The organism is Paenibacillus sp. FSL R7-0273, assembly GCF_000758625.1.
Lineage (GTDB): Bacteria > Bacillota > Bacilli > Paenibacillales > Paenibacillaceae > Paenibacillus_AQ.
Genome location: NZ_CP009283.1, coordinates 1,336,029 through 1,349,143, shown reverse-complemented (window position 1 = coordinate 1,349,143; position 13,115 = coordinate 1,336,029). Strand labels below are relative to the sequence as shown.

Here is a 13,115-nt window from a genome sequence, read left to right as displayed (position 1 = left end):
ACGTCTCCTGGGTCCGTTAGCTGAGCCGGCCACAATTTAAACAGGCGAACCAGCGCCTCAATCCAAGGAGCAACGCTGGGTCCGCCTGATTTTTTTGAATATAGTTACTTAATGAAGGAGCTACACTGTTCTGCCGGGCTTTTGCGACATGATCCATTGAAGAGCTACACTGCTCCGTTTAGCCTTTTGCGAAAGTCACTAACAAAGTCTCGTCTTTGCCCCACCTGACTTTTTGCGAGCAGGATACAGATGCTGACCCGGCCTAATGTTCCCGCTTACCGCGCCTGTTCAATCACCGCACAGAGGAAGGCAAGTGCCAGTCCCTGCCCCCAGCCCTGCGCCCACTTCCGGTCGATGCCCAGATAGCCGGCCAGATCGTTCATTACTGCCGTTCCGCCGGATACATTCAGCACACGGCCGTTATCGGCGATATTATCGAGCAGGCCCTGCAGCGCCCGGTTGACATACTTTCCGTGCAGCGGATTCCCCTGCATGACCATGGCAGCGGCAATTCCCGCTGTAGCCGACACCTCGCCATATGCCTCTGGATGGTCGAGCACGGTGCCCCAGAGGCCGTCAGGCTTCTGCAGCTTTTTGATCGCTGCGAGCTGGTCGCGGAGTGAGCTGGAAATATGCATATATGGCGGATACAGGTAGGCTTCCGGCAGGATTTTGCCGACTCTGGACATGGTATAGGCTGCCCAGGCGTTGGCGCGTGCCCAGTAGAGGCCGGACATGTGATTCTGCTCAATGTGATTGTATCCGTGATACCACAGGCTAGTGGTTTCATCCTGCAGATAGTTGATATGCCAGAAGAACTGGTGGAGTGCGTCGTCGATCAGCTTTTTCTCCCCAAGCAGTACGCCTGCACGCAATTCGAAGTAGGCTGCCATGAACAGAGTGTCGGCCCAGGCCTGCTCCGGAAAATCGTTTTTGGCCGAAACCGTATGCTGAAGCACCCGGTCACCAAAACGCAGAGCCCGGTTCTGCAGATAATCCAGCTTGCTGACAATCAGATCAAGATATTTCTGTTCCTTGGTCTGTTCGTAGAGCGTGAGCAGCATATGGCCCATTGCACAGGTATTAACCGTCCATTCAGCCGGCAGCCCTGCCTCTATATATTCCGCACACCAGCCGGCCATCCGCTCCAGGTAGCTTTGCTCCCCCGTGACTTCGAAAGCCCGGCTGACTCCGTAATAAGCAACCCCGCAGGGCCAGTTCCAGGTCAGATCCATGCCGAGTGTGTAATTGACTACGCTGTCTGTTACCTTTTTCAGGTCAATCTCCGATAAGTCCAGCTTCATTTGTCTTAAACCTCCTGTTAGTTATGTACTGCCGTTATTACACGAGAACGGTCCGGCTGCCTCCTCTTCAAATCTCTCATTACCAGAATCCTATCATGCTCCGCCCGGGCACTGGAATGGAAAAAAATAAGCTTCATTTGTAAGATTCGAGCTTTTTCCAGCGGATGTAGCCGTTTTCAAAATTACGTATCTCCGGTCATTGTCATTCTAATCTATCTGTGCTAGTATCCTTTTGAAATTGAGAGCTGTGTAAAAAATAAACAGGGGTGTTGCAGCATGCGCTTATTCTTGTTAATCGGACAATCCAATATGGCAGGCAGAGGACCACTCGAAGGACCGGACATAAACGCGGAGCCTGAGAAAAATATCTATAAGCTGGACGATAACGGAGTTTGGATGAAAGCAAAAGAGCCGCTACATAATGACAAGCCTGCGCTGGTGGGTGTAGGACCGGGACTGACTTTTGCCAGGATCGTTCTGGGTACATTTAACGGAGAAACGGCAGGGCTGATTCCCTGCGCGGTGGGCGGAACGAAGATTGAACGCTGGGTCCCCGGCGGGGATCTGTATGAGCGGGCTGTTACACGGGCACGTCTGGCCATGGAGAGCGGTCAGCTCAGCGGCATTCTGTGGGCTCAGGGGGAGAGCGATTCCGAGCTGGAGGCTGATGCCTCAGCTTACCAAGACCGGTTATTCAACCTAATCACCAGCCTGCGGGAGGAGCTGAATGCACAGGACGTTCCTTTTATCTCGGCAAAATTGGGCGGATTCATCCGGCCGGAAGAATACCCGTATACGGATCAGATTAACGGGGCGCTGGAGTCAGCAGCGGCGGTTTATGACAGGTTCTTTCTGGCGGAGTCGGCCGGACTTACCCATAAAGGCGACTATCTGCATTATGACGCTGCTTCGGCAAAAGAGCTCGGCCGGCGCATGGCTGAAGGTTGGCTAACTTTCCAGTAAAATAAGGCTGCTCTGCCCGAATGCTTGAAAAGCAAACAACCCGCGCTAAGTGCGGGTTGGCGTATGCTGCAGCTGAACGGCTACCGCCGTTCCCGGAGGCGGTGCTGCTGCAGTGCGGAACGTGAGCCCCGGCTGTGTCTCTGCCAGCAAGCGGCGGATCACGCCGCCGTGGGTGACGATGAGGACACGCAGCTTTTGGGGTTCTTGACCTTGGAGGACGGCTGCCTGACTGCCTGGCTGCCCGCTTTCCCTTTGGGGATCAGGGCGGTGTACGGCTGGCGTTTCTGATTCTCCTGCTTCCTGCAGCAACGTTGCCAGGAACTGCTCCAGCCGGGCTGTAAAAGCAGTCCAGGCTTCTCCCGCAGGTGGTGTAACCGCCGCCGGATCATCAATCCAGCTTCTGTACAGCGGATTATCACAGAGCTGCTCATAAGTGCAGCCCTCCCACTCCCCGAAGGAAGTCTCCCGCAGCCGGGAATCGTATACAGCCCGGTCTGCCAGTGATGGCGCCACTGCTTCCAAAGTCTCCCTGCAGCGCAGCAGATCACTGCAGTACACCCGCCAGAACTCCCCGATAAGCTCCGGCAGTTCCTTGCGCGCAGCCAGCTTCTCCCGTTCTTCGGGCAGCAGCGGCAGATCGCTGCTCCCCAGATAACGGCGCTCCTTATTCCACTGCGTGTGCCCATGGCGCAGCAGTACCATTTCTACTATGTGCTTGCCGCGAGACTCCCCTTGTTCCAAGTTATTCATATTAAACTGCTCAGCCCCCGTTCCATATGAAAGCTGCCGCTGCACAAAGGACCACAAAAAGAGTGGACGAAAGCAGCATCAGCCGGGAAGTAACAATAATATCGTCCGGCTCCAGAGCGCGCAGGGGCTCGCCCATATAGGCACGGAATGAAGCCACACCGTGATAGACATTCACCCCGCCCAGGCGGATGCCCAATGCTCCGGCTACTGCCGATTCGGGGTAGCCGCTGTTGGGGCTGGGATGCAGGCGGGCATCACGCCGCACAGTCTGCCAGCATCTGCGCCAGTCCAGCCGGAGCAACCAGGCGCAGAGGGTTAACAGCAGCGCAGTTATACGCGCCGGTATGTAGTTGGCTGCATCATCAAGCCGGGCAGAGGCCCAGCCGAGATTAAGGTATTTGTCGTTCTTATAGCCGACCATCGAATCCAGTGTGTTCACGGCGCGGTAGGCCATAGCGAGCGGCGCACCGCCAAGCAGCGCGTAGAACAGCGGGGAAATGATTGCGTCCACAATATTCTCGGCAACCGTCTCCACCGTACCGCGTACAATTTCCGGACTGTCCAGCTGGGCCGTATCCCGGCCGACAATCATGCCAAGCGCCTGTCTCGCTGCCGGAAGATCACCCTTGCGCAGCTCTGCGTAGACCGCCATCCCTGCATCCTTGAGCCCCTTGGAGGCGATGGTTGTAGAGATCAGCCAGGCTTCAGCCGCCAGCGCCAGCCAAGGCGAGATCTGCGACAGCAGCCAGAGCAGCAGCGCTGTTAGGAGCCAGCTGCCGCCTGCTACCAGCAGAGGCTGCAGGACACCGGCCCGCTTCAGGCTGCGCGGCCGGCTGCTGAAGCGGCGGATTGCCCGCTCCAGCATGGTGATTGCTTTTCCCATGAGTATAACGGGATGGGGCAGGCTCCTCGGATCGCCTATGAGGCGGTCAAGCACATAGGCGGCGAGCAGCAGGATCGCGGCCGTCATGGGCAATTCCTCCATAGCCGGCCTGGTGCAGGGCTTAGTTGTTGAGCCTGCCCTATCCGGTTCCACGCAGCGCCCATTTGCCGGTTATTAACCCCCCGGCGCAGCTGAATGCTCATTCGCCATTCTTCCTTGCCTGCTCCTGCACAGCACGCACCGAGCGGAGGCTGCCCGTTACCGCTGCATACACCAGCCTGCCAATCGCTCCGCCGAGATCGGTCGCTGTACCGGCGTACACATGCTCCGCCCCGTAGCGGCGGCTTCCGCTGACAGCCAGCACGATGGCATCCGTGGTAGTCCCTGTAGCGGTAAGCCCGTTCTCGGAGTCGGTAATGCCGAGGTCGGCCAGGGCAGCGGTCTTGGCTTCGGTTGCTGTAATCACGGCGTTCACCATCGCCGAGGGAGTCAGCAGACCGTCTATGCCCAGCATAATATTGATCGTGCCCGGGCGGTAAGCCTTCAGCACACTGCGCTCCACCCCGGCGCGGGCGGCATTGCCCGCAGCCGCAGTCACGCAGCAAAAGATTCCCGCCGAGCCGGTATCCTCCTCGGCAACCGCTGCATGCTCCAGCGGCACTGCCGTCATCAGACCCGCACAGCCCTCCTGCGGGTAACCCCACTCTGCCAGCTTATTCTCCATATCGCGTACTGGGTTACTACACTCATAGTCACGGCTCACATACTGGTTCACAGCCCGCTTTAGCCGTCCCATTCCTCCACCGTACACTGCACTCGAAATACTATCCGCCTCAGCCGGAAACTCCAGCAGCAGGTGCTCCTCTTTCCACTCCAGCACCAGCCCGGGCCAGACGCCGGAACGGTACGTCCGCGCCCCGCCGGCAAGCTCAAAGGGAGTCTTCACTTCTGTCATACCTACTCACGCCCTTTACTTTTACTTTAGGTTTGTTTGCTTGCACATTCTACTTACTTACTTACTTACTTACTTTACATTTACTCTACTAATTCTATGCTGCTCCCTTTACTCTCACTATTCACTCATTCCGCTCACGATACCGTTTATGTTACGGTCTGCTCCACTGCCTCAAACATTTAGTTGGATTTCTGACACCTAATTCCTTCATTTCTCAGCAATTTTGATGATTAGTTGGAAAAACATCACCTATTTCAGCCCGAATCCTCATTACGGGCATAAACAGTGGAATTAAGTGACCTTTTTCCATTTAGTTTCTTCCTGCCGGTCGCTGGCCCCAAAATAGATGACAAAATTCCACTTAATTAAATTGAAATGCTCAGCGGAGCAAATTTCAACCCTAGAAGTTACCTGCCCTCCACCCAACTGTGTACCGCAACAGCCTAATCAGCCTGGATGCCTTTATCCCCAAAGATGGGTACCCATGCATTCCATAGCACTCTTAGCATCCAGCCGCAGCCAAGAGCACATAGTAGCATCCATAGCATCCAACAGCATACAGTAACATTTAGTAGCATTCAGCATCATTCAATAGTACACAGTAGAACTCAGCATCATTCAACAGGAAACAGTATCAGTATCATTCATAGCACTAGTAGCACCTAATAACATCCAGCAGCATCTAACAACATCCAAGAGCACATAATAGCATCCATTTACAAGCTGTAGCATCCCGCAGCTTTAATTAACTAGCCTTGCAGCATCCAGCCGCCGCAAAACTACTCGCCGGCCAAAACCGCCTCCAGCTCCCGCAGCAGCCGGGCGTTATCCTCCGGCCCCTTGACGGCCACGCGGATATGCCCGGCGACCAGGCCCGGGTACATCGCGCAGCTGCGCACGAGGATGCCCCGGCGGCCAAGCTGCTCCTGCGCAGCCGCAGCTGTCCACCCTTCCGGCAGCTCCGCCAGCAGGAAGTTCGCTTCGCCCGGCGGCACGTGGCAGCCCAGCCGCCTTAGGCCCGCCCGCAGCAGCTCCCGCTCTGCTGCGATCAGCGCACGCGTGCGCGCTGCATAATCGCGCCCGCTGCGCAGGCACGCTTCCCCGGCCAGCTGCGCCAGGCCGTTCACGCTCCAGGTCACCTGCTTGCCGCTCATCCTTGCGGCAAGCTCCGGGGCTGCTATGGTAAAGCCCAGCCGCAGCCCCGGAATGGCAAAAAACTTCGTCATCGAGCGGATCAGCACCGTATGACGTAACCCGGCCAGCTCCGGCAGCAGCGACTGCCGCCGCTCCTCCGGGATGAAGTCGATGAACGCTTCATCCACGGCAAGCAAGGTCCCGCAGGCCTCTGCCTTGCGGGCCAGGAGCCGCAGGTCGTCCAGCGCATACTGGACGCCGTTGGGGTTGTTCGGCTGGCCGAGGAACAGCAGATCCACTCGCTCCAGCAGACCGGCGATTCTATCCGCCCCCGCCCGGTACTCCTGCTCCTCCGTTCCCTGAACGGAGAGTACCTCAGCACCAAACTGCTCAGCCAGCTGGCGGTACTCGGAGAAGCAGGGATCGACGATTCCGACCCTGCGCGGTGCTGCAGCCAACAGCAGCAGGGCCATGGACTCCGCCGCCCCGTTGCCGACTGTTATCCATTCAGCCCCAACGTCCAGCTCGGCGGCCAGCAGCGCTTTTAACCGGCGGTGCCCCGGGTCCGGATAAGCTGTAACAGCAGCCGCAGCATCCCGCAGCAGCTCCAATACGGCTGGCGGCGGGCCGAGCGGATTAATATTAGCGCTGAAGTCAATAAAAGCGCCATCCCTGTCCCCGCTTCCTTCCCCGTAGAGCTCCGCTGCCGTCAGCAAATCACCACCGTGGCCATATTTTTCAAGCATCATTCCACTCCCTCTGATTACCTTCATATTCAACATCTATAGCCCCAATTATTGCCTTTACCGCAGAAGCGCGTCAATGATGGATGTGGGACTCTTTTGCCATTGTAACCGGCCTGCACAAATCGCACCTGCCCCAGCCCCCTGTGCACCCGTGCTGAAATACACTTTCTATTTTGTGAAATGCGAGTTTTTAGATTAGAATAAATGCAGTAGTTAACCATGTACAGGCGGAGGAATATACTATGCTCTTTATTGATAACACCGGCATTACAGATGCTTCGATCAACCTGGCCATTGAGGAGTTCGCGCTCAAAAACCTCCCGATGGACGACAGCTACCTGCTCTTTTATATCAACAGCCCGTCCATCATCATCGGCAAGCACCAGAATACAATTGAAGAGATCAATCAGGAATATGTAAAAGAAAACAACATCCAGGTCGTGCGCCGGCTCTCCGGAGGCGGAGCAGTGTATCATGACCTCGGCAACCTGAATTTCAGCTTCATCACCAAGGATGACGGCGAATCGTTCCACAACTTCCTCAAATTTACCCAGCCGGTCATCGACTATCTGCAGTCCATGGGAGTCAACGCTGAGCTGAGCGGACGCAACGACCTGCAGGTCGGCGAGCGCAAAATCTCCGGCAACGCCCAGTTCTCCACCCGCGGACGGATGTTCAGCCATGGCACCCTGATGTTCGATCTGAATCTCGATGATGTACAAGCTTCCCTGAACGTGAACCCGGAGAAGTTCAAATCCAAGAGCACCAAGTCCGTGCGCAGCCGGGTTGCCAATATCAAGGATCTGCTCGGCAATACAGAAATGACGATTGAGGAATTCCGTGAGGGACTGCTGCGCTCGATCTTCGGCATGGAGGCTTCCGAGGTTCCGCAGTACAAGCTGACAATGGATGACTGGGTCCGCATCAATGAAATCTCCAAGGAGCACTACCAGAACTGGGACTGGAACTACGGCCTTTCGCCAAAAAGCAATGTGAAGCACACCCGCAAATTCCCGGCCGGTCTCGTCGATATCCGCATGGATATTGAGGATTCCTACATTAAAGACATCAAAATCTACGGCGATTTCTTCGGCGTCGGTGACGTAGCAGATGTGGAAAATGCACTGCGCGGCAAGCGTTACGAGAATGCTGAGGTCAGAGAGGCGCTGTCCGGGCTTGATTTGAAGCATTATTTTGGACGGATTGAGCCGGAGGACTTCATCGGACTGGTGTTTTTGGAGGAATAGCTCTTCTGGAATACCTTTTATTCGCAGGCAAAATAGAACCAGCCAATTCCGGGACCCCGGGGTCGGCTGGTTTTTTAATGGAATCCGCTTATGCTTTGGAAAGTCTGCGTTTCCGGTACAGCAGGAGTCCTGCCGCAAAATAAACCATGGTAAGCAGGGTGATCATGATAAGCTCCCATCCCACCTCCGGCAGACCCGCACCATCATTCAGAATTTGATTAAAGGCACTGGCAGTATGCGTAAGCGGCAGCAGATCTGTCATGCCCAAGGCGTGCCCGTGTACAGTAATTACATTCAGCTCCGGAAGGGGGAACATGCTCCCCGAAAAAAACATCAGTATAAAAAACGGAAAGCAGCCGACCGTCAGCACATCAAACACCGTGTTCAAAAAGCTGGCCACAATCAGGCTAACCGCAACCATCGCGATACTCGACAGCACCCCAACAGCCAGAATAGCGCCAAAATCCCCTTCGGGCTCATAACCTAATCCGAGTGCCGTCCAATAAGACAGAACAACTGCACAGGAAGCAACCGCCGCCTGGGTAATGCAGATTCCGCCCAGAAAGTTAAAAGCGCCAAGGCGGCTGAGCTTGAGCCTGAGCAGTGTTTTTTTGTCATTCTCCTTCACAATGGAGGCCGAGGCCGGGAATAGAACCATCAGCACAGCAAGTGAGATTAGTCCCGGGACATAGCTCTCGAATTCGTTTAAGGGCTGTTTTTTTTCAACAAAGGTTTCTTGTATAACGGCCGGAAGTGTGATCTCTGCTGCCTTCATTCCCTGCCTGTTCACCTGCTCGGCTGCCCAGACTGCTGCAACAGGATACCTCACATTCCCCATGCTCCCAATAAAGCTGACCTGCGCCGCACTGGCATTCTCTCCTTTAGCCTTAGAAGCAAGTGCCGCTGAATAGTCCGCCGGAATAACTAGGCCGATTTCAATTTCCTTTTCTTTTACCTTGGCCTGCAGCTCATTCCTGTTTGAAAAGCTTATTACATTGAATACCGGAGACCGGCCCTCGTCCTGCCCCTGCATCTGCTCCAGACTGCTGATAAGCTGAACCGATGCACGTCCCGCATCCAGATTCAGGACGCCCAGCTTATAGGTAACCGCGTCCCCCCCGTAAAAAAAGGACATCAGCAGCAGAAAAAAAGGAGAAAATATCAGCACCATAGCAAGCATCTTCCAATCCCTTATGCTCTCCCTTATAGACTTGTTAACCGCTGCCGCAAGCTTCATTCCCGCAGTCCCCTTCCCGTCAGTGCAATGAACGCATCCTCAAGCGTCCGTTTGCGGAGCGTTATATCCTCAATATGCAGACCTTGAGCCCTCAGCCGCTGCTGCACCTCCGGAATCCCTTCAAGAACGTTACCTCCGCCAAGCAGCAGCAGTCCGTCGGTGTAGGTTTTTTCTGTGCATTCCGGCGGCAACGTCCGCAGTACCTTCTCAGCCAGCTCCCTGCTGATTCCCGTCACCCGGACCTGCAAAAGCTCACCCGTGCCTGTTATGGCCTTCAACCTGGCCGGAGTATCCAGCAGCAGTATTGTTCCGTGATCCATAATCGCGATCCTGTCCGACAGCCTGTCAGCTTCATCCATGTCATGTGTAGTAAGGATTACCGTCTTATCCCGGGCCAGCCCTCTTATGAAGTCGCGCACCAAAATCCGGCTCTGCGGGTCCAGTCCTGCCTGCGGCTCATCCAGAATAATCAGCTCCGGATCATGGACCAGGGCCAGTGCGATGTTGAGCCTCCGCTGCATCCCTCCAGAGAGTGTCCGGGCCAGCTTGTTTCTTTTGTCCCAGAGGCCGAGCGCGTGCAGCAGGCTTTCCGCCCGGTTGCCCGCTGCTCTGAAAGTAAGCCCATAGGATATACCGGCGAACCGCAACTGCTCCAGACAGGTTAGCAGCTCCCAGATGACAATGTCCTGCGGACACAGGCCGATCATCGGCTTAATCCGCTCATAACAGCCGGAGGTCATTGGTATGCCATTGATATGAATCCGGCCAGCGTCCGCTTTTAGCAGCCCGCACAGCATCCTGATCGTTGTTGTTTTTCCGGCTCCGTTGGGTCCCAGCAGGCCGAATACTTCTCCTTTGCGTACCGTGAAGCTTATGTTATCCACTGCAAGCAATGCCCCGTATTGTTTGCTCAAGCCCGTAACCGAAAGAACCGCCCCATTCTCCATGCAGCACCTCATATTCCATTTATTCCTAAATGGTGATACCACTAATTTATCAGAGCTTTTACGAAGAGGCAGTGAGCTAACGCTCATGGTTCCTAACGGGGGCTTGACTGTCCCAAAGCACAAAAAAGCTCCCCGCTTCATACAGCGGAGAGTCTTATTATGCCTATTGGCCCCTTTCCCCTCAAACGGGGGTAATCACGAACACATACGCGACGAGCAGCAGCGTGAGCACAACGCACACCTTCTCCACCTTGCTGCCCTTTTTCGTACCGGTGCTCATCAGCTTCAGACGAAGCTTGAAGGGCAGCGGCGGCAGCGGCGTAATTCCGCGCTGTGTCAGGGAGTCAGCCAGCAGATGCAGCGCATACGACAGGCCTCCGGCAATCCACAGGCTGCCGCCGTCATTCATGCCGAGGGAGACAAAGTACAGCAGCGCCCCCCAGCCGGCCACCGCATATAAGGTATGCGTGATTCCCCGGTGCGGGACAACGGAAGCTACAACGAGTATGCAGGCCGCGATATAGTTCCACGGATCATAATCGGCAGCGAACGCGAACAGCGCGAGAGCGATCAGCAGCATGACCAGCTGCCGCAGCCTCCGGCCCGGAAGGAACGATACACTGCCCACGAGCAGCGCCAGCACCATATTCCATGGCGTTTCAACGATTCCGGCAAAATACAGATAAATCGCCGCTCCGATCAAAGCTACCTGCAGCAGCCTTAGCACAGATTCGGGCACAGCACTGCGTACCAGCAGCGAATTCGGCTCATCAATATCGGGCAGCAGGGAGCTGACCGCCGCCACAGCAGCCGCCGGAACCGTGATCTCATAGCCGAGCAGATTCATCACAGAGAGCGTAATCCCGGTGCTGATAATGAAATGGGATTTGCCCATCATCTTTGAAAACCGCCCCTTTCTAAGCTGTCAAAAAATAAGAACAAATGTGCGGTTACCAAAGTATACTAAGAGAGCGTTTTTTTGTCCAGCCTGCAGCCGCATTATATTCCCGGAAAGCCTTTAGCTGCCGGGCTTCAGTACAGTTATGGCTTGTCCTCCCCTGTGTTTTAGGATACAATTTGGACAACTTGATACGTTTTCTGTATTTCATGAAAGGATGACGACTGTGAGCCGCTCGCGAATCGCTGATCTCAGCCTGCTGCTGGTGGCGCTGATGTGGGGCTGTACCTTCCTGATCGTCCAGCATGCCGTCAGGGTACTGCCGCCGCTTGCCTTCAACAGCATCCGGTTCACTGGTGCGGCTCTGTTACTGGCCTTGATTACGGCTGTTTTTTACCGTCATGAATGGAGACAGCTAAGCTGGCGTATGGTACTGCATGCCCTGCTGCTGGGTCTTTTTCTGTTTATGGGCTATGGTCTGCAGACGATGGGACTGCTGTACACAAGCACCTCCAATACCGGGTTCATCACCGGCCTGTCCGTCGTGATCGTCCCCTTCCTGTCACTCGCGCTGCTGAAGCATTCCATCTCCCGCTATACATGGCTCAGTGCAGCTATTGCCGTAGCAGGACTGTATCTGCTGACCTTCACAGGCTCGGCATTTTCGCTTGGACTGGGTGACAGCCTGGTACTGCTCTGCGCGGTCGCTTTTGCCCTGCAGATTGCCTATACCGGCGTGTATGCGCCGCGCTATCCGGCTCTGCCGCTGGCCACGCTGCAGCTTGCTGTTGTCGGCCTGCTCAGCATCGCCGCCTCACTGATTGTTGACGGCAGCGGCCCGCTGCTGCAGAGTGCGGAGCTGGTCAGGGAGCCTGATGTGCTCTGGGCGCTGCTGATCTCCATCGGGCCGACCAGCGCATTTGCCTTCTGGATTCAGACCGCCTGCCAGAAATACACCACACCGTCCCGGGTGGCCATTATCTACGCGATGGATCCGGTGTTCGCCGCTTTTACCGGACTTGTCTTTGGCGGTGAGAAGCTCGGTTTATCCGCCGGGCTTGGCTGTCTGCTCATCCTTGCGGCCATGCTTACTGCCGAGCTCAGTCCTGTGTCTGACAAAGACGGACATGCTGAAGGGGAATCCGGTAACCTGGCTTCATCAGACGGATAATTTCATTTATACTAGAACAATAACCTTTAGGAGAGAACCCGAATGTACAAACTGATTGCAATTGATATCGACGACACACTGATTAATGATGACAAGGAAGTAACCCCTGCCACACAGACCGCGCTTGAGCAAGCTGTCGCTGCAGGTGTTGTAGTAACGCTGGCAACCGGCCGTGCTTATGCTTCTGCCCAGGCTATTGCCCGCCAGACCGGCCTCAATGTGCCGATCATCACTTACCAGGGTGCGCTGGTTAAGAACCTGATGGACGAAAAGGTGCTCTACGAGCGTTATGTACCGCAGGATGCTGTACGCAAGCTTTTCCAGTATTGTGTGGAGCATGATCTGCACCTGCAGACATATATTGATGACAAGCTGTATGCGCGCGAGGAGAACCAGAAGCTGATTGAATATTCCCAGCTGAACCGGACCCAATACTTCATTGAGCCGGACTGGGAAAACAAGCTTGTTCCGCAAAAAACACCGAAAATGCTCATCATCGACGACCCGGCCTACCTGGACGAGCTGTCCCCGATTCTGCGTGAGCTGCTGGGCGACTCCGTTCACATTACCAAATCCAAGCCGCACTTCCTGGAGATCATGCATAGTGAAGGCACCAAGGGCATTGCGCTCGAGTTCCTGGCAGAGCATTTCGGCTGCGAGCTGTCCGAAACGATTGCTGTCGGCGATTCCTGGAATGACCATGAGATGCTGGAAGCGGCCGGTCTTGGAGTTGCAATGGCCAATGCCATTCCTGCGCTCAAGGAAATTGCCGATTTCGTCACCCTCAGCAACAACGAAGACGGCGTGAAGTATGCGATCGACAAGTTTATTTTGAAGACAGTAGAATAGTTACTTTTATGACAAAAGGGTGCGCTGCCGC

Annotated in this window: 12 protein-coding genes; 4 read left to right on the top strand and 8 right to left on the bottom strand. The window is 55.3% G+C overall.

The genetic code is table 11. The features are described from left to right. Positions 1–275: 275 nt before the first annotated feature. A complete protein-coding gene (locus R70723_RS05860; protein WP_039870497.1) occupies positions 276–1,304 on the bottom strand; it encodes a glycoside hydrolase family 88/105 protein in 1,029 nt (342 codons plus the stop codon). 276 nt (positions 1,305–1,580) lie between these two features. Between R70723_RS05860 and R70723_RS05855 the strand changes: the two genes are divergently transcribed. Continuing rightward, positions 1,581–2,267, top strand: coding sequence for a sialate O-acetylesterase (locus R70723_RS05855; RefSeq protein ID WP_039870495.1), 687 nt, complete (start codon positions 1,581–1,583; stop codon positions 2,265–2,267). Positions 2,268–2,312: 45 nt separating this feature from the next. Here R70723_RS05855 and R70723_RS05850 read toward each other — a convergent pair whose 3' ends face one another. From R70723_RS05850 to cobD, 4 genes are all read right to left on the bottom strand, one after another. Continuing rightward, positions 2,313–3,017 carry a histidine phosphatase family protein gene (locus R70723_RS05850; RefSeq protein WP_047171040.1) on the bottom strand — a complete coding sequence of 235 codons (705 nt, stop codon included), beginning with the start codon at positions 3,015–3,017 and terminating at the stop codon, positions 2,313–2,315. Between the two features lie 10 nt (positions 3,018–3,027). After that, a complete protein-coding gene (gene cbiB / locus R70723_RS05845; protein WP_039870490.1) occupies positions 3,028–3,987 on the bottom strand; it encodes an adenosylcobinamide-phosphate synthase CbiB in 960 nt (319 codons plus the stop codon). A gap of 112 nt (positions 3,988–4,099) precedes the next feature. Continuing rightward, complete coding sequence (locus tag R70723_RS05840) at positions 4,100–4,855, bottom strand: adenosylcobinamide amidohydrolase (protein ID WP_047171039.1); 756 nt, start codon at positions 4,853–4,855, stop codon at positions 4,100–4,102. Positions 4,856–5,634: 779 nt separating this feature from the next. Next, the gene (gene cobD, locus R70723_RS05835; protein ID WP_039878315.1) at positions 5,635–6,735 is read right to left on the bottom strand and encodes a threonine-phosphate decarboxylase CobD; all 1,101 of its coding nucleotides are present in this window, start codon (positions 6,733–6,735) and stop codon (positions 5,635–5,637) included. A 242-nt stretch (positions 6,736–6,977) separates the two neighbouring features. Between cobD and R70723_RS05830 the strand changes: the two genes are divergently transcribed. Continuing rightward, positions 6,978–7,982 (top strand): lipoate--protein ligase, encoded by a 1,005-nt coding sequence (locus R70723_RS05830; RefSeq protein ID WP_039870488.1) that lies wholly within the window; start codon positions 6,978–6,980, stop codon positions 7,980–7,982. A gap of 88 nt (positions 7,983–8,070) precedes the next feature. Here the strand turns inward: R70723_RS05830 and R70723_RS05825 are convergent, their stop codons facing one another. The 3 genes from R70723_RS05825 to R70723_RS05815 form a co-directional block, all read right to left on the bottom strand. Continuing rightward, positions 8,071–9,219 carry an ABC transporter permease gene (locus R70723_RS05825; protein WP_039870486.1) on the bottom strand — a complete coding sequence of 383 codons (1,149 nt, stop codon included), beginning with the start codon at positions 9,217–9,219 and terminating at the stop codon, positions 8,071–8,073. Next, the gene (locus R70723_RS05820) at positions 9,216–10,166 is read right to left on the bottom strand and encodes an ABC transporter ATP-binding protein (protein WP_039870484.1); all 951 of its coding nucleotides are present in this window, start codon (positions 10,164–10,166) and stop codon (positions 9,216–9,218) included. Before R70723_RS05820 ends, R70723_RS05825 begins: the two co-directional genes overlap by 4 nt. A gap of 181 nt (positions 10,167–10,347) precedes the next feature. Next, a complete protein-coding gene (locus tag R70723_RS05815; protein WP_039870483.1) occupies positions 10,348–11,064 on the bottom strand; it encodes a metal-dependent hydrolase in 717 nt (238 codons plus the stop codon). Between the two features lie 226 nt (positions 11,065–11,290). Between R70723_RS05815 and R70723_RS05810 the strand changes: the two genes are divergently transcribed. After that, the gene (locus tag R70723_RS05810; protein WP_047171038.1) at positions 11,291–12,235 is read left to right on the top strand and encodes a DMT family transporter; all 945 of its coding nucleotides are present in this window, start codon (positions 11,291–11,293) and stop codon (positions 12,233–12,235) included. Positions 12,236–12,277: 42 nt separating this feature from the next. Then, entirely contained in the window at positions 12,278–13,084 is an 807-nt protein-coding gene (locus R70723_RS05805) for a Cof-type HAD-IIB family hydrolase (RefSeq protein ID WP_039870481.1), read from the top strand. The last annotated feature ends 31 nt before the right edge of the window (positions 13,085–13,115 follow it).